The sequence below is a fragment of the Neisseria perflava genome (assembly GCF_024170405.1).
Classification (GTDB): Bacteria; Pseudomonadota; Gammaproteobacteria; order Burkholderiales; family Neisseriaceae; genus Neisseria; species Neisseria perflava_B.
This window is the reverse complement of record NZ_JALJYC010000025.1, coordinates 13,680-37,533: the sequence shown is the minus strand read 5'-3', so window position 1 is coordinate 37,533 and position 23,854 is coordinate 13,680. Positions and strand designations below refer to the sequence as shown.

Genomic DNA, 23,854 nt, shown 5'->3' with positions numbered 1-23,854 from the left:
GTTTTAACAACAGTGAAATAAAATCTCAAATTTCTATTTTGAAACAGTTAGTAAAAGGTAATTTGCTCTAATTATCTAGTACAGCCCCAAAAATAATGGATGGCGCGAAGACAGGCAGCCTAAGCGCCATTATCATGATTAGGCCGTCTGAAAAATAATGTGTTTTCAGACGGCCTGACCCGACAAGCAAAGGAAACCCATGTATTTCGTTGACCGTACCGCCGTGGTACTCAAACCGACCGCCCGTTTTCTCGAATGGCTCAAATCTGCCGATGAAAACATGCCTGATTTAACCGTTGAGCAGCTGCGCACCAACTGCTCGGTGTTTCTCGTGCCGCAATTTGACGAGCCGGAGGCGGTGGTGTCGTATTTTGACGACCGCTATCAGCAGATTTTTGAAGCCGAACTCGCCGGTTGGGACATTGATAAAGCCAAATGGCCGCAAGACATGAGCCTGAAAGCGTTTTGGGAATTTTTCGATATCGAAATCCACGATATGGTGTTGGACATGGAAGAAGCGGATTTGAATATTACGCCCGTGTTCGACAACATGATGTAAGGTGTGAACGCTTTTCAGACGGCCTTGCGCCCGTCGCGGCGTTTGATTTGGCTGGCCTTGCTGCTGCACCTTGCCGCATTCGGCGTGTGCTTGGGTGCATTTTACGGCTGGCCGCGCATAGTCGGCGTGTGCGCCTTGGCATACAGCGCGTACCATGCCCGGCAGGTCATCGGTTTGCGCCGGGCGGATTCGGTGCGCAAAATCATGATTGACAATCAGCAACGTGCCGCCATATTAACCGGAAACAGCGAGGGGAGGGCGGAAAGCGCCGTGTTACACGGTTCGACGGCGGTGATGCGCCATGCTTTGTTTTTGTGTTGGCACACCGGCAGCGGCAAAAATTGGCAGCTGGTGTTGCCCGATATGACCGATGCCGACAGCTACCGCCGCCTGCGCGTATGGGTGCGCTGGTGTCAGACCAAGGAAAATTCGGCATTAAGGCCGTCTGAAAAAGAAACTGCTCACGTTGAAAACTGAGAACACTTCCTAAACGCCGGAAAAAATATTTCTGATTCCTAATGTCCCGTATATCCCGTATATAAATTCATTGATTAAACACCATGAAAACATTACAAGACTGGCTCACCCATTTGGAAACCGCCCACAGCAACGGCCTGATTGACATGGGCTTGGCGCGTGTCGGCGAAGTCAAAAAACGCATGAACCTCAACCCGCAGTGCCCCGTTGTTGTGGTGGCAGGTACCAACGGCAAAGGGTCGGTGTGCGCCTATCTGACGCAGATTTACAAGCAGGCGGGGTATAAAGTCGGTACGCTGACCAGCCCGCATTTGCTGCGTTTTAACGAGCGCATTGCGGTGGACGGCGATCCGGTTTCCGATGAAGCCATTGTTGCCTCGTTTGAGCGCATTGAAGCGGGGCGCGGCGAGATTTCGCTGACTTATTTTGAATTTAATGCGCTGGCGGCAGTGGATGTGTTTATGCATGAAGCCGTGGATGTGATGGTGTTGGAAGTCGGTTTGGGCGGCCGTTTGGACGCGGTAAATGTGTTTGACGCCGATTGCGCCGTGGTGACCAGCGTGGATTTGGATCATCAGGCATTTTTAGGCGATACCGTCGAGCAGGTCGGTTTTGAAAAAGCGGGTGTGTTCCGCAGCGGCAAACCGGCCGTGTGCGGCCAGAATCCGCCGCCGCAATCGCTGCTGGAGCATGCCGCCGACATCGGCGCAAAACTGCTGCTGGCACAGCGCGATTTTGATTATACGGTGCAGGAAAACGTGCAGTGGAACTACCGTTTCCATCCGCAAACCGTTTCAGACGGCTTCGCCCGCAACCGCAATGCCCTGCCGGTTCCCGCTTTGCGAGGCGCTTACCAAATCGGTAATGCCGCCTGCGCCCTGACCGTGTTGGAATGTTTGAACGACAAGCTGCCAGTGGACATCGGCGCGATTAAGCGCGGCCTTTTGCTGGTGGAAAATCCGGGGCGCTTCCAAGTATTGCCCGGCCGCCCGCTGACCGTGTTGGACGTCGGCCACAATCCCCATGCCGCCCGCGCCCTGCGCCGCAGCCTGATTAACTTGGCTTTTGCGCAGAAGCGTACCGCTGTGTTCAGCATTTTGTCCGACAAAGACATCGACGGCGTGTTGGAGATTGTCAAAGATCAGTTTGACGAATGGAACATCGCGCCGCTTAATCTGCCACGCGGCATGAGCGCCGCCGCTTTGCAAGAAAAACTGGCGGCGCACGGCATTGCCAACATCAACGTATTCGACAGCGTGCAGGCCGCATATCAGGCGGCTTTGGCGAATGCGGCCGAAAATGATAGAATTGTCGTATTCGGTTCGTTTCACACCGTTGCCGAAGTAATGGCGGCGTTATAAATTAGGAATTCCCATGTCTGACGATAAGCAAAAAGAAGTGTTGACCGGCTACGAGCTGCTCAAACGCCGCAACCGCCGCCGCCTGGTAACGGCTTCCGGCTTGGTCGTGATTGCAGGTATCCTGCTGGGCGTTGCCCTGAATTCGGGTGACGATGAAACGCAAACCGCCGCGCAAACCGCGTCGGCAACCAAAAGCAGCAATGAAGGCAAACCGGCCGATGTCGCCGAAGCGACCGTTTTAGAGCCGTCTTCTTCCGAAGAAGCGGAGCAGGCTGCTAAAGCCGCCCAGCCGGAAGCGGATGCGCCGGAAGAGCGCGGCGATGTTGAAGTCTTGAAGCCGACTCGCGCCGAAGCGCCGGAAGACTTGGATCCGCCGCTGGTAATCATCAACGATAAAATCGTCGATAGCGATATTAAAGGTTTGGAGGAGTCGGAGCGTATCCAACGCGAAGAAGCCGCCAAACGAGAGGCGGAAGAGCAGGCCGCAGCGGAACGCCGCGAGCGTTTGGCCGAGCAGCGCGCCGTCAAACGCGAGGCGCAGCGTAAAGCGGCGGAAGAGCGCGAAGCCGCTGCTGCTGCGAAAAAACGTGCGGCCGTAGCCAAAGCGGAGAAAGCCGAAAAAGCCGAGCGCGAAGCGGCTGCCGCCGAACGCAAACAGGCGCAGGCCGAAAAAGCCGCCGCCGAACGTAAAGCCGCGAAACAGGCTGCTGCCGATAAAGCGGCCAAACAAGCCGAAGCGAAAAAAGAAGCGGCGGTAAAAGCCAAGGCCGACAGCAAAAAAACTGCTGCTAAAGCCGATGCGAAGGCCGACAGCAAAACAGCTAAAGCCAAAACCGAAAAAACCAAAACGGCAGACAAAAAGCCGTCTGAAAAAGCCAAAACCGAAACCGCGAAAAAAGACAGCGGCAAGGGTGGTAAAGCGTCCATCCAAGCCGGTTACAGCGACAAAGCGCGTGCGCAAAGCCTGCAACGCAAAATGAAAGCGGCGGGCGTGAATGCGACGATTACCGAAATCAAGACCGACAAGGGTACGGTGTACCGTGTCAAATCCGCGCCTTACAGCAGCCGTGAGGCAGCCGGCCGAGATTTGGAAAAACTGCGTTCGCGCAACGGCATTGCCGGTGCGGTGGTGAACGAGTAAGCGGCGGATGGGCGGTATTCCTTTGGCCGACATCATGGCGCTGGGCGTGATTGCGGCATGTGTGTTTATGTCGATGATGCGCGGCGTGATTGCCGAGGTCAGCTCGCTGATTACGTGGGTGGTGGCGTTTGTCGCCGCCAAATGGCTGGCCGTGCCGTTTGCCGAAATTGCATTTTCATCGGTGCAACCGCAGGCTTTGGGTGTGGCCTTGGGCTTTGTGGCGGTGTTTGTATTGGCTTGGGCGGTGCAGCGTTTTCTGCGTTCGCTGTTGACCGCCGCCGTTTCCGCCGTCGGTTTGGGCAGCGTAAACCGCGCTTTGGGTGGAGTGTTCGGCGCGGTAAAAGGCGTGTTGCTGGTCACGCTGGTCGTGTTGGTGGCCGGTTATACCGATTTGCCGCAAAGCGAAGGCTGGCAGGCGTCATACAGCATTCCGTATTTCCAAACGCTGGCGGATACGATTATGCCGTATCTGCCGTATGGCAGCGGCGAGACGGTGGCGCAAGAGCCTTACCCTTATGACGATTAACCGTTTTCAGACGGCCTTATCTGCGAGGCCGTCTGAAAACGGTTTTACAATTTTGCTTTAACTGTTGGTTTCAAATGTTTGTTTCAACTGCCGGGGTAGCCGGTCAATCCCTTTTTTGGAGAGAGTGCAAATGTGTGGTGTATTAGGTTTGGTCAGTCATGAGCCGGTCAACCAATTATTGTATGACGGCTTGCAAATGCTGCAACACCGTGGGCAAGATGCGGCGGGTATCGTGACGGCCGAGGGCAACAAGTTCCATATGCACAAAAGCAAGGGCATGGTGCGCGAGGCATTCCGTACCCGTAATATGCGCGATTTGGTCGGCAATGCCGGTATCGCGCATGTGCGCTATCCGACGGCCGGTAATGCGGGCAGCAGCGCCGAGGCGCAGCCGTTTTATGTCAGCTCGCCTTTCGGTATCGTGTTGGCGCACAACGGCAACTTGACCAATACCGCCGAGCTGTATGAAAACGTGTGCCACCAGCACCTGCGCCACGTCAACACCAACTCCGATTCCGAAGTTCTGCTGAATGTGTTTGCCCACGAGCTGCGTCAGGAAGTATCGGGCAATACCGACCACCGCCTGACCGTGGACAATATTTTCAACGCTGTGAGCCAAGTGCACAAACTGGTGCGCGGCGCTTACGGTGTGGTGGCGATGATTGCTGGTTACGGCATGGTGGCTTTCCGCGATCCTTACGGTATCCGCCCGCTGGCTTTGGGTACGCAAGTGGGCGAAGACGGCAAAACCGCTTACGCCGTGTCTTCCGAATCGGTGGCGTTTAACGCGCTGGCCTTTGATTTGGAACGCGATATTGCGCCGGGCGAAGCGGTGTTTATTACCTTAGACGGCGAATTTTTCTCGCGCCAATGCAGCGACAAAGCCGTGTTGAGCCCGTGTTTGTTTGAATATGTGTATTTTGCCCGTCCGGATTCCGTGATTGACGGCGTATCTGTGTATCAAGCGCGCTTGGATATGGGCGTGACTTTGGCGGAAAAAATCAAACGCGAGCTGCCGGTAGATGACATCGACGTGGTTATGCCGATTCCCGATACCAGCCGCCCGAGCGCGATGGAATTGGCAGTCGCGTTGGATAAACCCTACCGCGAGGGTCTGATTAAAAACCGCTACATCGGCCGCACCTTTATCATGCCGGGTCAGGCTACGCGCAAAAAATCCGTGCGCCAGAAACTCAGCCCGATGGAAACCGAATTTGAAGGCAAGAGCGTGTTGCTGGTGGACGATTCCATCGTGCGCGGCACCACCAGCCGCGAAATTGTGGAAATGGTACGTGCCGCAGGCGCGCGCAAAGTGTATCTGGCTTCCGCCGCGCCGGAAGTGCGCTACCCGAATGTTTACGGTATCGACATGCCGACCCGCGAAGAGCTGATTGCCAATGGCCGCACCGTGGCGCAAATCGCCGCCGAAATCGGTTGTGACGGCATTGTGTTCCAAGACTTAGACGAGCTGGAAGCTGCGGTCAAAGCCTTGAATCCGGAAATCGTGTCTTTCGACTCTTCCTGCTTCAACGGCGTTTACCAAACCGGCGACATCGACGAGGCTTATTTGCAGCGCCTGTCTGCCGAAAAAGCCGGTTGCGGCAGCCTTATCCATCCGAGCAAAATGGAACACAGTATCAGCGTCAGCGGCGACGAAGAGTAATCCGGCTGCGAAGCGCAAAGGCCGTCTGAAAACAGCAATCTGCCATTTTTCAGACGGCCTTTGTGAATGCAGACCCCAAAATACGGCGGAACAATCATGACAGACGAAGTCAAAAACTACATTACCCCTGTCGGCTGGCAGGCTTTGAAAGACGAGCTGTATCATTTGGTCAATAAAGAGCGGCCGGAGATCGTGCAAATCGTCAACTGGGCGGCCAGCAACGGCGACCGCAGCGAAAACGGCGATTACCTCTACGGCAAACGCCGCATGCGCGAAATCGACCGCCGTATCCGCTTTTTAACCAAACGCTTGGAAGCAGCGGTGGTTGTCGATCCCGAGCAGCGCGAAGCGACCGACCAAGTGTTTTTCGGTTCGACCGTGACCCTGCTGCGCGGCGACGGCAGCGAACAGACCGTTAAAATCGTCGGCGTGGATGAAATCGACACCGCGCGTAACAAAATCTCTTGGATTTCCCCGCTGGCACGCTGCCTGCTCAAAGCGCGCGAAGGCGATGAGGTGGTATTGCGCGGGCCGGAAGGCGCGGAGAAAATCGAGATTTTGGCGGTGGAATATATCCGGATTGACTGATAAGCCGCCGTTTATGCGGTCAACCAAGAGGCCGTCTGAAAACCACAGTGTTTTCAGACGGCCTCTTTGCTCAAAACTACCGCTGCCGCGCCTTAAAGCGCGGATTACTTTTGCAAATCACATACACTTTTCCCCGGCGGCGCACGATTTGGCAGTCGCGGTGGCGCTGTTTGGCGGTTTTCAGCGAAGACAAAACCTGCATTATTTTTCCTTTCTGAACGAGTCCATCATATTTTTAAAACGCTGGTTGAAGCGGCTGGCGCGTCCTTCGACATGGTGGTTGCGCTGTTTGCCGGTATAAACCAGATGTGAGGCGGACGAGGTATCCAGCGCAAACAGCGGGTATTCCTTGCCGTCGTGCCAGCGCATGGTTTTGCCGTGGGTATCGGCGCAGGAACGGATCAGCCAGCCTTGGTCGGCACCGCTGTCGTAAAACAAGACGGTGCGGTAGTTTTCAGGATGAATATTCGGTTTCATATAACCTCCTTTTGAAATGTTATAATATAACATTAAAGCAGGCGGTGTCAAGCAGGGCGTATGCTTGTCTGCCTGCGGGTATTGTTGCTCAAATCGAAGCGCCTGATGAAATATCAGAGGCAGGGTGTGAAATTTGGTAAAATACGCACCGGAGGGCAAGCGGTCTGCCCGTCAACAATATAAAGGCCGTCTGAAAACCTTACCGATTCATGCAATGGCCGTTCAGACGGCCTGATTGTTAAGAGCGAAATGTATAAAGTTATCCCGATTATCCATGTGCTGTCCAAGCTGGGGCTGCTGTTTTCCGCGCTGCTGATGATACCGACGCTGATGTCGTTCTTTTTTCTCGACAGCGCGTTTTCTGCCTTTGCCCGCACCGCCGTGGTCACCATTTTTGCTTCCTGCACCATTTGGCTGCTGACCCTGCGCTATCACCGCGAACTGCGCCCGCGCGACGGTTTTACGCTGGTGATGATGTTGTGGCTGGCGTTTGCGGTGGTGGCGGCCATGCCGATATATTTGTATATGCCGCAAATCGGTTTTACCAATGCTTTTTTTGAGGCCATGTCGGGGCTGACCACCACCGGTGCAACGGTGATGACCGGCTTGGATACGCTGGCGCCGTCGGTTAATTTTTGGCGGCACATGCTCAACTGGCTCGGCGGTATGGGGATTATCGTGTTGGCGGTGGCGATTCTGCCGATGTTGGGGGTCGGGGGCACGCAGCTTTTCAAGGCGGAAATTCCGGGCGTGGACAAAGAAAGCAAGATGGCGCCGCGTATTTCCCAAGTGGCAAAAAAATTATGGCTGGCTTACAGCCTTACCACGCTGGCGGCGTTTTTAACGCTGCATTGGGCGGGCATGAGCTGGTTTGACGCGCTGTGTCACGCGATGTCGTCTGTGGCGCTGGGCGGTTTTTCGACACACGACGACAGTATCGCCTATTTCAATTCGCCTGCGGTTGAGTGGACGATTGTGTTTTTTACCGTGTTCGGCGCAGTCAATTTTGCCAGCCATTTTGCCGCCGTCGGCAACCGTTCGCTGAAAGTCTATTGGAAAGACGAAGAATGCCGCGTGCTGCTGCTGGTGCTGGCGGGCAGTATTTTGGCCTCCGCGGTGTATCTGTGGCAGCAGGATTTTTATCCGACGCTGCAAGAAGCCTTGCGTTTTGTCGGCTTTAATTTCGTTTCCATCGGTTTGGCTAGCGGTTTTGCCAACACCGATTTTGCCGCTTGGCCGCTGCTGGTGTCGCTGTGGATGTTTTTTCTGGCAAACGTGTTGGCAAGTTCGGGCTCAATGGGCGGCGGCATTAAAAATGTGCGTGCGCTGGTTTTGTTTAAATTCAGCCTGCGCGAAATGACGATTCTGCTGCACCCGCATGCGGTAAAAACCGTTAAAGTCAACGGCCGCAGTATTCCGGAGCGCATGGCGCTGACGATTATGTCATTTATTTTTGTGTATTTTATGGTGGTGGTGGTGTTCAGCTTCCTGCTGATGGTCACGGGCTTGGATTTTATGACTGCGTTTACGGCGGTGGTGGCCTGCATTACCAATGCCGGCCCGGGTTTGGGCGGCGTCGGTCCGTCGCACAGCTATGCGGAGTTGGCCGATGTTCAAAAATGGCTGTGTACGGCGGTGATGTTGCTTGGCCGCTTGGAGATTTTTACCGTGCTGATTCTGCTGACACCGGCGTATTGGAAGAAATAAACAGATAGGGTAACGGCGAATACCGAGGCCGTCTGAAACAGGTTTACGCTGTTTCAGACGGCCTTTTTGATATATTTCGCAAGCAAACGCTTTGGGTTAACGGCCTAAACCGCCAATTGCGCCAGCAAAGCCTGTTTCAATGCCAACTGATTTTTTGGATTGTCCAAATCCGTGCTGTACACAATAAAGCTGTCTTCCACGCGTTCGTCGAGGGTGGCGATTTTGGCATAGCGCAGGCTGACATTGTGGGCGAAAAAGACTTCAGCGATGTCGGCCAAGAGATAGGCGCGGTTGACGGCGGTGATTTCAACCGTGTACCAGCCGGGGTAGTAGTCTTCTTCGTGCATGATGACCACGCTGGCAGCGATGGACAGATAGCGGCTGCGGCGGCTGATACGGTAGTCGTAGCTTTGGTTTTCCAAGACGGTATGGCCGTGGATAAAGCTGTTTAATTCGGCTTCCAAAGCGCTTTGGATATTCGGGTAGTCGTCGGGGTCGAGGTGCGGCGGCACCTGAACGATAAAGGTATCGAGGATGTAATTGTGTTCGGTAATAAAGGCACGTGCGGCGAGAATGTCGAAACCGTGGCGGCTGAAAATACGGCACAATCGGGCAAACAGGCGCGGGCCGTTGGGCATGAAAATCATCACTTGAAAGCTGTCGCTTTTGGGCAGAATGCGGCTGCGCACCATCGGTGTTTCAAAATCGTGCACCAGATTGGCGGTGTGCCACAAAATTTCACGCGATTGGTGGCGCACGAAATAGGCCGAACCCAATGCCTGCCACAGTTTTTTCTGCTGTTTTTCCGGTGCGCCGGTGCGGGTCAAAAGCTCGACCGCTTCCTGCTGGCGGCGGCTGAAAATGGCGGTGGCGCTGTCGCTGCTGCCCGAAAGATGGCGGCTGGCGGCGTGAAACAGGCTCTCCAGCAGGCTGGCGCGCCAGTTGTTCCACAGCTTCGGATTGGTGCCGCGAATGTCAGCCACGGTCAGCAGGTAAAGTGCGGCCAAGCGCTCGTGGGTCTTGACGCGGCTGCAAAAGGCGCCGATGACCTCGGGGTCTTGGATGTCTTCTTTTTGCGCTACGGACGACATCAAGAGATGGTCTTCCACCAGCCAGGCCAACAGGTCGCTTTCTTCATCGGTCAAGCCGTGGTCGCGGGCGAATTGGCGGGCGTCTTCAATGCCCTGTATGGCATGGTCGCCGCCGCGCCCTTTGGCGATGTCATGTAGAAATGCAGCCAGATAGAGGATGGTTTTCTGCTCAAAGCCCTGCATGACGCTTGAGGCAAACGGATGCTCGTGGCTGTGCGTATCCAAAGCCAAGCGGCGCATATTGTGCACCACGGTCAGAATATGCTCGTCCACCGGATAGATGTGGAACAAATCGTGTTGCAGCAGGCCGACGATTTTTTCCCAGGCGGGCAGATAGCTGCCGAGTACGCCGTAGAGGTTTAAAAAACGCAAAACGTGGGTCAGCCCCGTGCCGTGGCGGAAAAAGCCGACGAAGCGGCGGCGGTTGGCAGGATCGTCGTAAAACGCGCGGTTGATTTTGCGCGTGGCGCCCCACCAGGCGCGCAAGGTTTGCGGTTCGATGGTGGTGATGTCGCTGCGGCTTTGCAGAATGCTGATGATTTTGAAAATGTGCTGCGGCTGTTGCAGGAAGATATCCGGGTCGGCGGCGGCGATTTGGTTGTTGACTTGCAGATAATCGTCGTCGATTTGATGGGTGGTGCGCACCGGATCGGAATACACGCGGCCTTGCAGCATGGGCAGCAGAATGCCGTTGAGCTGCTTGACGGTTTTGATGGCGCGGTAAAACACGCGCATAAGTTTTTCGCTTTTGCGCTGGCGGCTGTCGTGGCGCCAGCCCATGTATTCGGCCACTTGCGCCTGCAAATCGAAAATCAGCCGGTCTTCGGCGCGTTGGGCGCACAAATGCAGGCAAATGCGGATGATGGAAAGCTGTTTGTAACCGTGGGTCAGCATGCCCGCTTCGGTGCGCGTAAGAATGCCTTGCGCCATCAGCGAAGACAGACGCGTATCCAATCCCTGCGCTTTGGCAATCCACAGCATGGTGTGGATGTCGCGCAAACCGCCCGGGCAGCTTTTGATGTTCGGCTCGAGCAGAGCGCCGGAACCTTGCGATTTGGCGTGGCGCTGCTGCATTTCTAAAAGTTTGGCGCCGATAAAGGTGCTGACGTCGCGCTGTTCGGCCATGCGCGTCAGCAGCGTGTCGGCCAGCGTTTTGTCGCCAAACAGAAAACGTGCTTCCAAAAAAGCCGTGTCGCCGGTAATGTCGTCGCGCACGCTGGCGCACAATTCCTCTACGCTGCCGCTTTTGAGCGCGGGCTTCAGCTTCATGTCCCACAGCGTTTGCACGAATGCGGCGATTTTTTCCTGCAGGCCGTCTGAAATTTTATCTTCGGCCACAATCGCCAAATCCAAGTCGGAATGGGGATAGAGTTCGTTGCGGCCGAAACCGCCGGTTGCCAACAGCGTCAGGCCGCTGTCGGCAAACAGCGTTTGCCATAAGGCAGACAGCAGCTTATCCGCCGCTGCGCCGTAGTCTTGAAAAAAGGCGGATGGCTGGTTGATGCTGATAAAACGGGCAATGGCGGCTTCGCGTTGTTGCTGGAAGGTGGCGCAGTCGGTATCGAAATCGGTGGGCATGGTGCGGAATCCGTGAGGAAAATAGCGGGGTAGGGAATTTCAGACGGCCTTATCCGCCAGCAACTGTAAGCGCGTTTGCGGCGGCAGCAGCAATTCGTAAGCGGGAATGCCCAATGCCGTGGCCATTTTGTCGATGTTGGAAAGGGCGATGTTCCAACGCTTGCGCTCGACGGCGGAAACGTAGGTGCGGTCAAGACCGCATTGCCGCGCCAGCTCTTCCTGCGACCAGCCTTTGCCGACGCGGAATAGACGCATATTGTAGGCCAATACCGCGCGTAAATCGTGTTCGTCGGGCAGCTCGGTGGGGGCGGTCAGTTTGTTGCTCATCTGCTTGTCCTTATCGGGGTAACAAGCAGATTTTAATTGACCCTGCCGCCAAATAAAAGCCAAAAAAAAGGGGTGGCTAACGCGGCCACACCCAAACACACACACATCAAGAGGAAAGAGATAACTAGGGCAATAAAACATGCTTCATCAAAGCAAAAGATTTTATTGCGGGAAATCAGGGGAACGTGTTATCAAAGTTCCGATAAGCGTGATTATAGATGAAAATCGTTTGCAGGCTTTGATACAAGTCAAGTTCGCTATGATTTAGAAAATATATTTTCCGAATTAAACTTCTAAATGGCTTTCAAGTGCAGCTCGTAAGCGAGGCCGTCTGAAAAAATGCCGGATGATGGCAAATAAAAAGCGGTTTTCCAGATAAACTGAAAAACCGCTGCTTTCAGACGGCCTAAGCCAATTTGGCCTTAATCAAATCCTGAACTTGCGTCGGATTGGCCTTGCCTTTGCTGGCTTTCATCACTTGGCCGACGATGGCGTTGAGGGCTTTTTCGTTGCCTGATTTAAACTGCTCGATGGCCTTGGGATTGTTGGGCAACACTTCGTCAATCATGGCTTCAATCGCGCCGGTGTCGGTGATTTGCTGCAAACCGTGTTTTTCGATGATTTGGCCGATGGAGGCTTGCGGTTCGTTCCACATGGCTTCAAAAGCTTTTTTTGCCAGCTTGCTGCTTAACGTACCGTCGGCGATTTTGCCCACCAGTTCGGCCAGGCGCGGCGCGGTAATCGGGCTTTGTGCCAGTTCCAAACCTTCTTTATTCAAGGTTGCCGCGAGTTCGCCGTTCATCCAGTTGGCAACCAGCTTGCCGTGGGTTTTATCGGCAGCCGCAGCGGTTTCAAAATATTCTGCTTGGGCGCGGCTGGCGGTCAGCAAACGTGCGTCGTAATCGCTCACGCCGAAGTTGGTTACAAATCGCGCCGCCATTTCTTTGGGCAATTCCGGCATTTCGTCTTTGGCCTGCTGCATTTGGCCGTCTGAAATAATGATGGGCAGCAAATCTGGATCGGGGAAGTAGCGGTAGTCGTGCGCATCTTCTTTCAGGCGCATGACGCGGGTTTCGCCTTTATCGGGGTCAAACAGCATGGTGGCTTGTTGCACCTTGCCGCCGTCTTCCAGAATCTCGATTTGCGCCTCGACTTCGTAGTTAATCGCCGCTTCCAAGAAACGGAAAGAGTTGAGGTTTTTAATTTCGCGGCGCGTACCGAACTCGGCTTGGCCTTTCGGACGCACGGACACGTTAGCATCCACGCGGAACGAGCCTTCGGCCATATTGCCGTCGCAAATATCCAGCCAGGTCACCAAGCCGTGCAGCGCTTTGGCATAGGCCACGGCTTCGGCGGCGGAACGCATTTCCGGCTCGGACACCACTTCTAAAAGCGGCGTACCGGCGCGGTTGAGGTCGATACCGGTGGCGCCGTTTAAGCCTTCATGCACCGATTTGCCCGCATCTTCTTCCATGTGCGCACGGGTCACATTAATGGTTTTGACCTCGTCGCCCACCACAATTTCCAACTTGCCGTGTTCCACAATCGGCAAATCCAGCTGGCTGATTTGGTAGCCTTTGGGCAGGTCGGGGTAGAAGTAGTTTTTGCGGTCGAACGCGTTTTTGCGGTTGATGGTGGCATCCAGTGCCAAGCCCAGCTTGATGGCTTTTTCCACCACTTCGCGGTTCATCACCGGTAACACGCCCGGCAGGGCGCATTCCACTACGCTGGCGTGGGCATTCGGCTCGGCGCCGAACGCGGTTGACGCACCGCTGAAAATTTTGGATTGGGTGTTGAGTTGGACGTGGATTTCCAGTCCGATTACGGTTTCCCAAGTCATAGGGGCTAGTCCTTATAAAGTAATTTTTAATATTTAAGAAAAACGTATCTGCAAATTCAATTTAAAGAAAAATTTGCCGTCTTGTTCATAAACATTACCGAAACCGTGGCGGGAAGAACTCGGCGTATCGAATTTTGTATTCAAAAACAAATAGTCTTCAAATTGGTTGTGGCTGTATAGATGGTAACAGACAATTTCACCGTCTTTCCGAACTACTAGGTAACCACCTGAGGCATCATATTTTCCATGCCAGATTTCGGCAGGACGCATACCGAGTGCTGCTTCGCATAGCAGACGCTTGATTTTATATGAGTAAAAACGGTGTTCGTTTGAGTAATCGTAACCATTGGGATTTTTTGAGCAAACTTCGGCTGCGAGATCTTCGGTTTGAACGGCAGTTCCTGAATAATACTGGCAAAGCATTTCTGCCAAAATTTCAGGCAGCTTACTGTCTATCAAAATCAGATTATTGGAAAAAATCGTACTGCTGACACTTTGAAATTCCAATTGACAGCCTGCTTGTGTCAATGTAGCCATTCTCGCACGGATGTCTTTGCTGCCTTTGGTGTTATAAAGACTATTAACATGATGCACTATGGTGTTGTCGCAATTTTTGATTTCATAAATAAAATTGGTTGCGCCGCTTGCATTGAGCAACGTGGCTTTGCTGCCTAATTCAGATTTAATGCTGAATCCCAATGTTGGACATATGCCTGTTCTAATATCGTGTACCACGATGTGTATATCGCTTTTAGATAAAGACCTTGCACTTAATCGTGTGCAGCCGATCTGGCGCAGAAATTCTTCTATATCGGGAATAGTAAAGGTAGCTCCATCTTTTTTTCCACCACGGCTTCTGATTCCTTGCAGCAGTAACTCCGCATGTTTTTTAAATTCTTTAATTTCTACAGCATGTAGTGCTTCAGGGTTTCCGAAATCGAAAACGACACGCTGCTTATCTCCGGTATAGCCGTATTTTCTGAATCCGTCCTGTTCTTCCCTTAATATATTGATAATGGGTAGCATAATGCCTTCAATTTTATTCATCCTGCCGTCACCCAGATAAAGCTTCCCATCTGCCAGCAGTTTTAATAAAACATAAGGTTCACTCCATTCGCCCTTATTGCCTGAAAATACTTCAGCCATAATCAAATCTCCAACTTTTCCAATATTTTCTCTGCTGTTGCTTGAATAGCCGGCACAGCTACGGAATTGCCAAACTGCTTGTAAGCGGATGCGTCCGCTACTACAATTTTGTACTCTTCTGGAAAGCCTTGCAGTCTTGCCCACTCACGCGGCGTCATTTTTCTGATGCCTTCTCGGTTTACTTTACCTTTGATATTGGTTGTCGGTGTAAAATCGGTAATGCGGTGGTCGATAACCAAGTTACGTTCGCGTCCCATTCCTCCGACAACAATGGCGTTGGCGATTCCATCGTCAGAGATAATTTCATAACCGAAGCCGTTGCCTTTATTTTCGTGTCGCTGTCTGTGCTTTCTCAGCGTATCAACGTACTGGGTAGATAAATAATATTTGGTTGGAACGGTTTCTTTTTCTTTGATGTCTTTAAAAGCCGTCTGAATGCCTGTCGGTTTGGGATATTCGAAATTTGTAATTCCTAAATCTTTCCTGAAACCAACTATAAAAATACGCTCGCGATTTTGGGGAACACCGAAATTTTTAGCATTAAGAATTTCAGGTTCGGGGACGAAATATCCCAAATCTTCACGCAGTGTGTGCAGAATGGTGGTTAAAGTCCTGCCTTTATCGTGATTGGTCAAACCTTTTACATTTTCTAAGAAAAATGCTTTAGGCTGATGGCGGCGGATGATTTCGGCTACATCAAAAAACAGAGTACCCCGCGTATCTTCGAAACCGCCCCTTCGTCCTGCAATGGAGAAGGCTTGGCATGGGAATCCCGCACATAAAATATCAAATTGTTTTGGAATGAATTTTTTGGTTTCTTCCGAGGTAATATCGCCAAACGGAACTTCTCCGAAATTTGCCTCATAAGTCTGTTTGGCCTTTTCGTCCCATTCGCTTGAAAACACACATTCGCCGCCCAAGTTCTGCATGGCGATACGGAAACCTCCGATACCGGCGAACAAATCGATAAATGTAAACGAAGGCTGTGATGCTGTTTGAAAATTGCCTGTATTTTCAAACAATGTGTATTGCGCCGCTTTTTCTTTCAGTTTGTTTCCTGATGGCTGATTATTTTCGGGATAAATCTCTTTTTTCATTGATGGCTCTGTATATTTTTTGTGCGGCAGGTTGGGCATTTTTCGTAATATCCTTTCCCCAAAATCTGAAGACCTGCCAGTCTTCTGCTTCCAGCTGGCCGGTCACTTCAATGTCGCGCCGCATATTGCGTTCGATTTTGGCAATCCAAAATTCGCGGTTGCTCTTCAAGTCGTTTTTACGCTGTTCCCAATCCTTACCGTGCCAAAATTCGCCGTCGATAAAAACGGCGATTTTGTATTTTTTAAAACTGAAATCAGGTTTGCCGAAAACGGTGTTGCTGTTTTTACGGTAGCGCAGTCCAAGCTGCCACATGGCTTTAGCCAGCAAAAGCTCAGGTTTTGTGCCTTTGCTTTTGTTGGCCTGCATGCACTTTTTGCGCTGTTCGGGTGTCAGCCTGTCGGTCATTCGGGCGCTTTCAAATGCCAGTCGCTGTTTTGTTGCACCTGGTGCGCCACATTCAATAATTTGGCTTCGCTGAAATAATTGCCAATCAGTTGCACGCCCACAGGCAGGCCGTCTGAAGAGAAACCGGCAGGCAGACTCATGGCGGGCAGGCCGGCCAGATTCACAGCAATGGTGTAGATGTCGGAGAGGTACATCTGCACCGGATCTTGGATATTGCTGCCGAGTTTGGGCGCGGCGGTCGGTGCGGCCGGGCCGAGAATCAGGTCGCAGCCTTGCAAGGCCGTCTGAAAATCATTTGCCACCAAGCGGCGCAGTTTTTGCGCTTTCAGGTAATAGGCATCGTAATAGCCGTGGCTGAGGACATAAGTACCAATCATAATGCGGCGCTTCACTTCGCTGCCGAAACCTTCGGCGCGGGTGTTGCTGTACATTTCTTCCAAATCGCCAAACTGAGCGGCGCGGTGGCCGTAGCGCACTCCGTCGTAGCGCGACAGGTTGGTGCTGGCCTCGGCGGAGGTCAAAACGTAATAGGCCGGAATGGAAAGCTCGGTTTGCGGCAGGGTCACATCGACCATCTCTGCGCCTTGCTGTTTCAGCAAAACAATGACTTGCTGTAAGGCCGTCTGAACATCGGCGCTGTTGTGACTGCCGAAATATTCTTTTGGCAGGCCGATTTTGATGCCTTTGAGCGGCTGGTTTAAATCGCGGGTGTAATCTTCTTTGGCACGTTCCAAGCTGGTGGAATCGCGCTCGTCAAAGCTCGCCATTGCGTTCAGCAGCAGGGCGCAGTCTTCGGCGGTCTGTGCCATCGGGCCGGCTTGGTCGAAGCTGGAGGCGTAGGCCACCATGCCGAAACGGGATACCACGCCGTAAGTCGGTTTGATACCGGTAATGCCGCAGTGCGAAGCAGGCTGGCGGATGGAACCGCCGGTATCAGAGCCGAGCGCAGCTGGAGCAAGGCGGGCGGCGACCACGGCAGCCGAACCGCCGGACGAGCCGCCGGGGACGTGTTCGGGATTCCAAGGATTTTTAGTCGCGCCGTAGAACGAGGTTTCATTGGTCGAACCCATGGCAAACTCGTCCATATTGGTGCGGCCAAGCGTTACCATGCCTTCATTCAGCAGGTTTTGCACCACGGTGGCGGTGTAGGGCGAAACGAAGTTATCGAGCATTTTGGAAGAACAGGCGCTCTTCCAGCCGGTTTGACAGAAAATGTCTTTAAAGGCAACGGGCACGCCGGTCAGTGCGCCCGCGTTACCGGTGGCAATACGTGCATCGGCCGCTTGCGCTTCGGCCAGTGTCAGCTCTTTATTTAAGGTAATGTAGCCGTTGAGGGCAGGATTTTTTGCCTCGATAGCGGCGAGGTATTCGTTTGCCAGCTCGACAGCGGAGATTTTTTTGGCATGCAGCAGGTCGGCGGCTTGCTTTAAGGTGTATGAGGTCATAACAATCTTTCAGACAGCATCGTTCAGACGGCCTTCTTTTTCGGTAGGCATAAAAAATGCCGAAGGCCGTCTGAAAAATTATTCTTCAATTACTTGCGGTACGATATACAGACGGTTGCGCACTTCCGGCGCAACGGCTTGGTATTCGGCGGCATGGTCGGTTTCGGTAACCTTGTCTTCACGCAATCGCAGGGCGACTTCGTGCGGGTGCGCCATCGGTTCGATGCCGTCGGTATCGACGGTTTGCATTTTTTCAACCAGTGCGAAAATATCGTTTAATTCTTGCAGGGTCTGCGTTTTTTCTTCGTCGTTCAGGCGCAGGCGGGAAAGTTTGGCGATTTTTTCCACATCTTGTAAACTCAAAGCCATAAAAAATCCTTGTCTGATAGCAAATCCAACCTTATTAGGGTATGATTGCGTTTCATCTTCAATGAAATGAAGAATTATAACTGAAAACTTAGGGTCTGTTTACATTTCATCTCATGCCTGTTGTCCGGCGGGGCGGAATGTCGCAGACCCTGATGGTGTCGTATGACAGCAGTTGCGGCAAATTTGTCCGCAGGCCGTCTGAAACCATGTTGTTTATTCATATTTCAAAAATTAAATAACACAAAAGGGGTTCGGCCGTATTTCGCCGCGTGCCATATTCGGAGCGGAAAACGCGCCTGCTGCGTCACAAATACTCGCAAGGTGTCCGACCTTGCTGCGTTTTGTTTCTTGCATCCGTATTTTCCGCAGCCGAATCTGCCGCACGGCAAAACACGGTCAAACCCCTCGGGCAAATGCCCGCAACTCAGGTATTCTCATGTTACGTTTGTTATCCCGTTTTTTTTCAAACGATATTGCCATTGATTTGGGTACGGCCAATACGCTGATTTATGTCCGCGATAAAGGCATTGTGTTGGACGAGCCGTCGATTGTGGCGGTGCAGACCGGCTTACCGGGCGGTAAAAATAAGATTTTGGCCGTGGGGACGGAAGCCAAAAAAATGCAGGGGCGGGCGCCGCGCAATATTGAAATTGTCCGCCCGATGAAAGACGGTGTGATTGCGGATTTCAATATTACCGAACGTATGTTGGGTGTGTTGATGAGAAAAGCAACCCAAGGCCGTTCGCTAGTGCCGCCGCGTGTGGTGATTTGCGTGCCGGGGGGTTCTACTCAGGTGGAGCGCAAAGCCATCCGCGATTCGGTTTTTGCAGCGGGCGCTTCCAGCGTGCATTTGATTGAAGAGCCGATGGCGGCTGCGCTGGGTGCGGGTTTGCCGATTGAAGAAACGGCCGGTTCGATGATTGTCGATATCGGCGGCGGTACGACCGAAATCGGCATTTTGTCGCTGGGCGGTATGGCATATTCGGATTCCGTGCGTGCCGGCGGCGATGCGTTTGATGAAAGCATTGTGCACTACCTGCGCCGCAACCGGGGCATTTTAATCGGAGAGGCAACGGCGGAAGATTTGAAAAAGAAAATCGGTTCTGCCTATGGTCACGACACCATGACGGCGTTGCGGATTAAAGGCCGCGATTTGGCCGAAGGTACGCCCAAATCTGTGGCGGTGACCTCTGATGAAATCCGCGAAGCCTTGAGTGAGCCGTTGAACCAAATCGTGCGCGCTGTGCGTTTGGCACTGGAGCAGGCACCTCCTGAATTGGCCGGCGATATTGCCGACCGAGGTATTATGTTGACTGGCGGCGGTGCGCTGCTGCAAGGGATGGATACGCTGTTGGCCGACGCGACCGGCTTGCCGGTGGGTATTGCCGATCAGCCTTTGAACTGCGTGGCTTACGGTGCAGGCAAGGCGTTGGATTATGTCGGCAAATGGGATGCCGTATTCGCGGAAAATCCCTAAGGTGTCACGCTTATGAAATCATCTTTGCGTTTTGACGCTCAGGGCGGCGGTCTGCTTTTACGCCTGCTGGCGTATGCAGTATTGGCCGTTTGTTTGCTGGTGTTGGACAGCCGCTTTTCAGCCGTGCAGTCGCTGCGCCAAGTAGCGGCAACGGTTTTGTATCCGCTGCAATGGGTAGCCAACCAACCGGTGCGCCTGTATCAGCATATCAGTAATTTAACTCAGTCGCAGGCGGGTTTGCTGGAACAAAACCGTTTGTTGCTGGAGGAAAACGGCCGTCTGAAAACCCGTTTGCAGCGTGACAAAGTCAATTTGAGCGAATTGAGCGAATTGAAAAAGCTGTATGGTTTGCAGCAGCGCGGTATCCGTGATGTGGTAGGGGCAGAAGTGGTGTCCAACGGTAAAGACCCGCTCTCGGAAAAACTGATTATCAATAAAGGCAGCAGCAACGGTTTGCAAAACGGCGATGCGGTCATCGACAAAGGCGGCCTGCTTGGTCAGTTGACCCAGGTACAGCCTTACAGTTCGGAAGTCACATTATTGTCGGCCAATGACAGTATTGTGCCGGTAACGGTTGAGCGTACGGGTGAAAACAACCTGTTGTACGGCAACGGTACCCGTCCGGAATTGCGTTATTTTCCGACTTCTTCTGATTTGAAACCCAACGACATTCTTTTGACTTCCGGTCTGGATAGCGTTTATCCGGCTGGTATTCCCGTGGCAACGGTCAAGGAAGTGGTACGCGCTTCCGGTACGCCGTATTACGCTACCACGCTTGAGCCGTTTGCGGCTTTGCGCGGCAGCCGCTTTGTGTTGGTCGTGTCCCAACAAACGCCTAAAACTGTCCAACCTTGACTTGTTATGAGCGATTTTGACGATTCTTTCCAAATCATGCCGTGGCATGTGATTATCGGCAGCTTTGTCGTGGCCATGTTGCTGGAATTCATGCCTTTCCCGTTTGATGTCTTTTTCTGGCTGCCTGAGCTGACGGCTTTGACGTTGCTGTATTGGTCTATGCACTGCTCGCAAAGGGTAGGGTTGGGTGTAGCCTTTATCGTCGGCCTGCTGGCCGATGTCGGCACGGCGGCTTCTTTGGGCTTACACGCCTTGTCTTATAGCGTGATGGTATTTTTTATTTTAAACCGCCACCGCCAAATCATGCTGTATGGTCATGTCATGCAGATTTTTGTGGTACTGGCTGCATTGTTGTGTAACCAAGCTGTTTTAGTGGTGGCGCGGCTGTTTCTTAATCATCAGATCATCACCTGGCAGAGCTTTATCGCCCCGTTTGTCGGGGCACTGATTTGGCCGCTGCTCAGCCAACTGCTGTTGATTATCACCCGTTCTTACCGTAACCGCCGATGAATATGCCGAACCGTAAACCGTCTGCCAAGCCGGTTAAACCTAATGCCGCCGCAAATACGGCGCAACCTGATTTTTTGCTGCGCCTGTTTGTGGCTTTTGTGCTGATTGTGGTGTTTTTCTGCTTGCTGCTGGTGCGGTTTGTCTATCTACAGGTGGTGCGTCATGACGATTTCTCCGGCCAGGCTTCTACCAACCGCATTACCATCATTCCGACACCGCCGATTCGCGGTGAAATTGTTGATATTAACGGCGTGCCGTTGGCAAAGAACTATGCCGTATTTTCGCTGGAAGTGATTCCAAACAAAATTGAAGGTAAGATGGATGACTTGGTGCAGGCGTTGGGCAAATATGTGGACATCAGCGCCACCGATTTGAAACGCTTTAAAAAATACCGCGAGAGTTACCGCAAATACGAAAATGTGCCGTTGAAACTGAAACTGACTGATGAAGAAGCGGCTAAATTAGCGGTACATTTGCACGAATTTAAAGGTGTGGAAATCAATTCTCGCACCTTCCGCGAATATCCTTACGGTAAACTGACTTCGCATTTCTTAGGCTACATCGGCCGTATCAGCGACCGCGACCAAGAGCGCTTGGAAGAAGAAGGGCTGACCGCCTTGTATCGCGGCAGCACGCATATCGGTAAATCAGGTTTGGAAGCGTATTATGAAAACCAGTTGCATGGTGTGCCCGGTTATCAGGAAGTAGAAAAAGATGCCTATGGCAATATTGTCAGGGTGCTGAAAAACGTACCGCCGAAGATGGGGCAAACCCTGCGCTTGGCGATGGATATCCGTATGCAGCAGGAAGCTGACCACATTTTTGGCAACCGCAGGGGAGCGATGGTAGCATTGAATCCGCAAAACGGAGATGTGTTGGCATTTGTTTCCAAACCGTCGTTTGATCCGAATCTGTTTATTGACGGCATTGACAGCGATACTTGGAAAGCTTTGAATGAAGACTGGAAAAAACCGTTAATTAACCGTGTGACCCAAGGTCTGTACCCGCCGGGTTCGACGTTTAAGCCGTTTATGGGTATGGCTTTATTGGAAAGCGGTAAATTAACCCAAAGCACAGTTGTTCCCGCGCCCGGTGCATGGAGCATTCCGGGCAGCCGCCATGTGTTCCGCGATGCAGCCCGACGCGGTCACGGCAGCGCCAATTTGAGCAAGGCGATTCAAGTGTCTTCCGATACCTTCTTCTACCGTATGGGTTATGAGTTGGGGATTGATAAGGCGCAGCCGTATTTAGTGCAATTCGGTTTCGGCCAGCCGACCGGCATTGACCTGCCCAATGAATACAAAGGTGTCTTGCCCAGCCGAGAATGGAAGGCCAAGCGTTTTGCCAAATCCAAAAATAAAGCCAACCGCGAATGGCATGTGGGCGAGATGGTCTCGGTCAGCGTAGGGCAGGGTTATAACGCCTACACGCCGTTGCAGATGGCGCATGCCACTGCTTCTTTGGCTAATGACGGCGTGGTTTATCGTCCGCATTTGGTCAAAGAATTGCTGGATTACAACAATCGCGAGATTACCCTGATTAACCCGAATCCGTCGCACAAAATTCCGTTTAAGCAAGACAATTTCGAATATGTGAAGCAGGCGATGGGTAAAGTGTTGAAACCGGGCGGCACGGCTTGGCGTATCGGTATGCCGCCATACACCATGGGCGGTAAAACCGGTACGGCGCAGGTGGTGCAAATCAAACAGGGGCAGAAATATAATGCGGCGGCCTTGGCCGAACAACACCGCGACCATGCCTGGTTTATTTCGTTTGCACCGATTGCCAAGCCGGAAATCGCCACGGCTGTTTTGCTGGAAAACGGCGGTTGGGGGGCGAATGCCGCGCCTGCCGCGCGCAGTTTGACTGATTTTTATATGCTGAATCTGAAGCCGAATCAATTGCCTGCTGAAGAACAGGCCGACGCAGAGCCGGTTTTTGCTGCAGGTACGAAGAAAACGCAGAAAAAGGTAATGCCGTCGGTTTTTCAGACGGCCTACGGCTTAAATCAGACCGACAATGGAAATGCGGCACAGAATACCGCAGCAGCAAGCGCGGCGGAGGGAAAACATGACGGAAAATAATCATCCGACCAGTTTATGGAAGAAAATCCGCCAAACCGTGTGGGAGCCGATTGACCCGTGGTTGTTTTTTGCGATGTTGGCGGTGTACATCATGAGTCTGTTTCTGCTGTATTCGGCAGACGGGCAGGAGTTCGGCCAACTGGAAAACAAAACCCTGCATACGGTATTAGGTTTTGCCCTATTGTGGTTGGTGGCCAGTATCAAGCCGGAGAAAGTGGCTAAGATTGCGCTGCCGATTTATGTGATTGGCGTGGTGCTGTTGATTGGTGTGGAAGTGGCGGGGGTAACGGTCAACGGTTCGACCCGTTGGCTGAATATCGGTGTCGGCCGTATCCAGCCGTCTGAAATCATGAAAATCGGTCTGCCGATGACGGTGGCTTGGTATTTTCAGCGCTACGAAGGCCGTTTGCGCTGGTATCATTATTTGGCGGCGATGGCTTTGGTGGTGGTGCCGGTAGGTTTGATTTTGAAGCAGCCTGATTTGGGTACAGCCACTCTGATTATGGCTTCCGGCCTGTTTGTGGTGTTCTTCGCCGGATTGCCGTGGAAAGTGATTTTTGCCGCAATCGTCGCCTTCATCGCCGCCTTGCCGCTGATGTGGAACTACGGCATGCATGATTACCAAAAAGCGCGTGTACTGACTCTGCTCGATCCGACCAAAGATCCGCTCGGCGACGGTTATCACATCATCCAATCCATGATTGCCATCGGTTCGGGCGGCGTATGGGGCAAAGGCTGGCTCAACGGTACGCAGACCCACCTCGACTATATCCCCGAATCCACTACCGACTTTATTTTCGCCGTTTTCGGCGAGGAGTTCGGCTTAATCGGCAATACGTTATTATTGCTGGTGTACCTGATTATTCTGGCACGCGGCCTGTATATCGCGTCGCGGGCGAAATCCTTGTACAGCCGCACGCTGGCGGGAGCGCTGACGATGACGTTTTTCTGCTACGCCTTCGTTAATATGGGCATGGTCAGCGGCATTCTGCCGGTGGTTGGCGTGCCGCTGCCGCTGGTCAGCTACGGCGGCACGGCGACTTTGTCGATAGTGATGGTGCTGGCGCTTCTGATGGGTATCGGCAACGAGCAAAGACCCCGCCGCCGGGAGGAATAATTTTCGGGAGGAG

23 protein-coding genes are annotated in these 23,854 nt (G+C 52.8%); 13 read left to right on the top strand and 10 right to left on the bottom strand.

From position 1 onward, the window contains the following. Positions 1 to 199: 199 nt before the first annotated feature. From J2T37_RS09460 to greB, 7 genes are all read left to right on the top strand, one after another. A complete protein-coding gene (locus J2T37_RS09460) occupies positions 200 to 559 on the top strand; it encodes a hypothetical protein (RefSeq protein WP_253355364.1) in 360 nt (119 codons plus the stop codon). A gap of 3 nt (positions 560 to 562) precedes the next feature. After that, positions 563 to 1,036, top strand: a complete 474-nt coding sequence (locus tag J2T37_RS09455) for a protein YgfX (RefSeq protein ID WP_253355363.1) — start codon at positions 563 to 565, stop codon at positions 1,034 to 1,036. A gap of 83 nt (positions 1,037 to 1,119) precedes the next feature. Beyond that, positions 1,120 to 2,397: a bifunctional tetrahydrofolate synthase/dihydrofolate synthase gene (folC, locus tag J2T37_RS09450; RefSeq protein WP_253355362.1), complete on the top strand. Its 1,278-nt coding sequence runs from the start codon at positions 1,120 to 1,122 to the stop codon at positions 2,395 to 2,397. Between the two features lie 13 nt (positions 2,398 to 2,410). Continuing rightward, a complete protein-coding gene (locus J2T37_RS09445; protein ID WP_253355360.1) occupies positions 2,411 to 3,538 on the top strand; it encodes an SPOR domain-containing protein in 1,128 nt (375 codons plus the stop codon). A 7-nt stretch (positions 3,539 to 3,545) separates the two neighbouring features. Beyond that, positions 3,546 to 4,064, top strand: a complete 519-nt coding sequence (locus J2T37_RS09440) for a CvpA family protein (RefSeq protein ID WP_253355358.1) — start codon at positions 3,546 to 3,548, stop codon at positions 4,062 to 4,064. A 130-nt stretch (positions 4,065 to 4,194) separates the two neighbouring features. Continuing rightward, positions 4,195 to 5,727 (top strand): amidophosphoribosyltransferase, encoded by a 1,533-nt coding sequence (purF, locus tag J2T37_RS09435; RefSeq protein WP_253355356.1) that lies wholly within the window; start codon positions 4,195 to 4,197, stop codon positions 5,725 to 5,727. Positions 5,728 to 5,823: 96 nt separating this feature from the next. Further along, on the top strand, positions 5,824 to 6,315 hold the full coding sequence (gene greB / locus J2T37_RS09430; RefSeq protein ID WP_253355354.1) for a transcription elongation factor GreB: 492 nt from the start codon (positions 5,824 to 5,826) through the stop codon (positions 6,313 to 6,315). Positions 6,316 to 6,391: 76 nt separating this feature from the next. Here the strand turns inward: greB and ykgO are convergent, their stop codons facing one another. Beyond that, positions 6,392 to 6,517 (bottom strand): type B 50S ribosomal protein L36, encoded by a 126-nt coding sequence (gene ykgO, locus J2T37_RS09425; protein ID WP_002213788.1) that lies wholly within the window; start codon positions 6,515 to 6,517, stop codon positions 6,392 to 6,394. Further along, positions 6,517 to 6,792: a type B 50S ribosomal protein L31 gene (locus J2T37_RS09420; RefSeq protein ID WP_253355352.1), complete on the bottom strand. Its 276-nt coding sequence runs from the start codon at positions 6,790 to 6,792 to the stop codon at positions 6,517 to 6,519. Before J2T37_RS09420 ends, ykgO begins: the two co-directional genes overlap by 1 nt. A gap of 249 nt (positions 6,793 to 7,041) precedes the next feature. Between J2T37_RS09420 and J2T37_RS09415 the strand changes: the two genes are divergently transcribed. Then, a complete protein-coding gene (locus tag J2T37_RS09415) occupies positions 7,042 to 8,499 on the top strand; it encodes a TrkH family potassium uptake protein (RefSeq protein ID WP_253355350.1) in 1,458 nt (485 codons plus the stop codon). A 104-nt stretch (positions 8,500 to 8,603) separates the two neighbouring features. Here J2T37_RS09415 and glnD read toward each other — a convergent pair whose 3' ends face one another. The 8 genes from glnD to gatC all read right to left on the bottom strand — a co-directional run bounded on the left by glnD (position 8,604) and on the right by gatC (position 17,798). After that, entirely contained in the window at positions 8,604 to 11,168 is a 2,565-nt protein-coding gene (gene glnD, locus J2T37_RS09410; RefSeq protein ID WP_253355348.1) for a [protein-PII] uridylyltransferase, read from the bottom strand. A gap of 39 nt (positions 11,169 to 11,207) precedes the next feature. Beyond that, on the bottom strand, positions 11,208 to 11,495 hold the full coding sequence (locus J2T37_RS09405; protein ID WP_253355347.1) for a helix-turn-helix domain-containing protein: 288 nt from the start codon (positions 11,493 to 11,495) through the stop codon (positions 11,208 to 11,210). 406 nt (positions 11,496 to 11,901) lie between these two features. Further along, positions 11,902 to 13,335, bottom strand: a complete 1,434-nt coding sequence (gatB, locus tag J2T37_RS09400) for an Asp-tRNA(Asn)/Glu-tRNA(Gln) amidotransferase subunit GatB (RefSeq protein ID WP_253355346.1) — start codon at positions 13,333 to 13,335, stop codon at positions 11,902 to 11,904. A gap of 33 nt (positions 13,336 to 13,368) precedes the next feature. After that, entirely contained in the window at positions 13,369 to 14,481 is a 1,113-nt protein-coding gene (locus J2T37_RS09395) for an HpaII family restriction endonuclease (protein ID WP_253355345.1), read from the bottom strand. Positions 14,482 to 14,483: 2 nt separating this feature from the next. Beyond that, positions 14,484 to 15,578 (bottom strand): DNA cytosine methyltransferase, encoded by a 1,095-nt coding sequence (locus J2T37_RS09390; protein WP_253355343.1) that lies wholly within the window; start codon positions 15,576 to 15,578, stop codon positions 14,484 to 14,486. Further along, positions 15,550 to 15,984, bottom strand: coding sequence for a very short patch repair endonuclease (locus J2T37_RS09385; protein WP_253355341.1), 435 nt, complete (start codon positions 15,982 to 15,984; stop codon positions 15,550 to 15,552). The genes J2T37_RS09390 and J2T37_RS09385 overlap by 29 nt, the downstream gene beginning before the upstream one ends. Then, a complete protein-coding gene (gatA, locus tag J2T37_RS09380; protein ID WP_253355339.1) occupies positions 15,981 to 17,429 on the bottom strand; it encodes an Asp-tRNA(Asn)/Glu-tRNA(Gln) amidotransferase subunit GatA in 1,449 nt (482 codons plus the stop codon). Before gatA ends, J2T37_RS09385 begins: the two co-directional genes overlap by 4 nt. Positions 17,430 to 17,507: 78 nt before the next feature. Continuing rightward, a complete protein-coding gene (gene gatC, locus J2T37_RS09375) occupies positions 17,508 to 17,798 on the bottom strand; it encodes an Asp-tRNA(Asn)/Glu-tRNA(Gln) amidotransferase subunit GatC (RefSeq protein ID WP_253355338.1) in 291 nt (96 codons plus the stop codon). A 436-nt stretch (positions 17,799 to 18,234) separates the two neighbouring features. Here gatC and J2T37_RS09370 point away from each other — a divergent pair, with 436 nt between their 5' ends. From J2T37_RS09370 to rodA, 5 genes are read left to right on the top strand one after another with little or no spacing between them, the layout of a single operon-like run. After that, a complete protein-coding gene (locus J2T37_RS09370) occupies positions 18,235 to 19,275 on the top strand; it encodes a rod shape-determining protein (RefSeq protein ID WP_253355337.1) in 1,041 nt (346 codons plus the stop codon). 12 nt (positions 19,276 to 19,287) lie between these two features. Further along, on the top strand, positions 19,288 to 20,130 hold the full coding sequence (gene mreC / locus J2T37_RS09365) for a rod shape-determining protein MreC (RefSeq protein ID WP_253355336.1): 843 nt from the start codon (positions 19,288 to 19,290) through the stop codon (positions 20,128 to 20,130). Positions 20,131 to 20,136: 6 nt separating this feature from the next. Continuing rightward, positions 20,137 to 20,640 (top strand): rod shape-determining protein MreD, encoded by a 504-nt coding sequence (mreD, locus tag J2T37_RS09360; RefSeq protein WP_253355335.1) that lies wholly within the window; start codon positions 20,137 to 20,139, stop codon positions 20,638 to 20,640. Between the two features lie 2 nt (positions 20,641 to 20,642). Continuing rightward, complete coding sequence (gene mrdA, locus J2T37_RS09355) at positions 20,643 to 22,724, top strand: penicillin-binding protein 2 (RefSeq protein WP_253355334.1); 2,082 nt, start codon at positions 20,643 to 20,645, stop codon at positions 22,722 to 22,724. Next, on the top strand, positions 22,711 to 23,841 hold the full coding sequence (rodA, locus tag J2T37_RS09350; RefSeq protein ID WP_253355333.1) for a rod shape-determining protein RodA: 1,131 nt from the start codon (positions 22,711 to 22,713) through the stop codon (positions 23,839 to 23,841). The genes mrdA and rodA overlap by 14 nt, the downstream gene beginning before the upstream one ends. Positions 23,842 to 23,854: the final 13 nt, after the last annotated feature.

Excerpts from the sequence above, each read along its gene's own strand:
- gatC (WP_253355338.1), bottom strand. The coding sequence starts at position 17,798 with ATGGCTTTGAGTTTACAAGATGTGGAAAAAATCGCCAAACTTTCCCGC.
- glnD (WP_253355348.1), bottom strand. The coding sequence starts at position 11,168 with ATGCCCACCGATTTCGATACCGACTGCGCCACCTTCCAGCAACAACGC.
- J2T37_RS09385 (WP_253355341.1), bottom strand. The coding sequence starts at position 15,984 with ATGACCGACAGGCTGACACCCGAACAGCGCAAAAAGTGCATGCAGGCC.
- J2T37_RS09390 (WP_253355343.1), bottom strand. The coding sequence starts at position 15,578 with ATGAAAAAAGAGATTTATCCCGAAAATAATCAGCCATCAGGAAACAAA.
- gatB (WP_253355346.1), bottom strand. The coding sequence starts at position 13,335 with ATGACTTGGGAAACCGTAATCGGACTGGAAATCCACGTCCAACTCAAC.
- mreC (WP_253355336.1), top strand. The coding sequence starts at position 19,288 with ATGAAATCATCTTTGCGTTTTGACGCTCAGGGCGGCGGTCTGCTTTTA.
- mreD (WP_253355335.1), top strand. The coding sequence starts at position 20,137 with ATGAGCGATTTTGACGATTCTTTCCAAATCATGCCGTGGCATGTGATT.
- ykgO (WP_002213788.1), bottom strand. The coding sequence starts at position 6,517 with ATGCAGGTTTTGTCTTCGCTGAAAACCGCCAAACAGCGCCACCGCGAC.
- greB (WP_253355354.1), top strand. The coding sequence starts at position 5,824 with ATGACAGACGAAGTCAAAAACTACATTACCCCTGTCGGCTGGCAGGCT.
- J2T37_RS09405 (WP_253355347.1), bottom strand. The coding sequence starts at position 11,495 with ATGAGCAACAAACTGACCGCCCCCACCGAGCTGCCCGACGAACACGAT.
- rodA (WP_253355333.1), top strand. The coding sequence starts at position 22,711 with ATGACGGAAAATAATCATCCGACCAGTTTATGGAAGAAAATCCGCCAA.
- J2T37_RS09440 (WP_253355358.1), top strand. The coding sequence starts at position 3,546 with ATGGGCGGTATTCCTTTGGCCGACATCATGGCGCTGGGCGTGATTGCG.
- gatA (WP_253355339.1), bottom strand. The coding sequence starts at position 17,429 with ATGACCTCATACACCTTAAAGCAAGCCGCCGACCTGCTGCATGCCAAA.
- J2T37_RS09370 (WP_253355337.1), top strand. The coding sequence starts at position 18,235 with ATGTTACGTTTGTTATCCCGTTTTTTTTCAAACGATATTGCCATTGAT.
- J2T37_RS09395 (WP_253355345.1), bottom strand. The coding sequence starts at position 14,481 with ATGGCTGAAGTATTTTCAGGCAATAAGGGCGAATGGAGTGAACCTTAT.
- J2T37_RS09420 (WP_253355352.1), bottom strand. The coding sequence starts at position 6,792 with ATGAAACCGAATATTCATCCTGAAAACTACCGCACCGTCTTGTTTTAC.
- J2T37_RS09445 (WP_253355360.1), top strand. The coding sequence starts at position 2,411 with ATGTCTGACGATAAGCAAAAAGAAGTGTTGACCGGCTACGAGCTGCTC.
- mrdA (WP_253355334.1), top strand. The coding sequence starts at position 20,643 with ATGCCGAACCGTAAACCGTCTGCCAAGCCGGTTAAACCTAATGCCGCC.
- folC (WP_253355362.1), top strand. The coding sequence starts at position 1,120 with ATGAAAACATTACAAGACTGGCTCACCCATTTGGAAACCGCCCACAGC.
- J2T37_RS09415 (WP_253355350.1), top strand. The coding sequence starts at position 7,042 with ATGTATAAAGTTATCCCGATTATCCATGTGCTGTCCAAGCTGGGGCTG.
- purF (WP_253355356.1), top strand. The coding sequence starts at position 4,195 with ATGTGTGGTGTATTAGGTTTGGTCAGTCATGAGCCGGTCAACCAATTA.
- J2T37_RS09460 (WP_253355364.1), top strand. The coding sequence starts at position 200 with ATGTATTTCGTTGACCGTACCGCCGTGGTACTCAAACCGACCGCCCGT.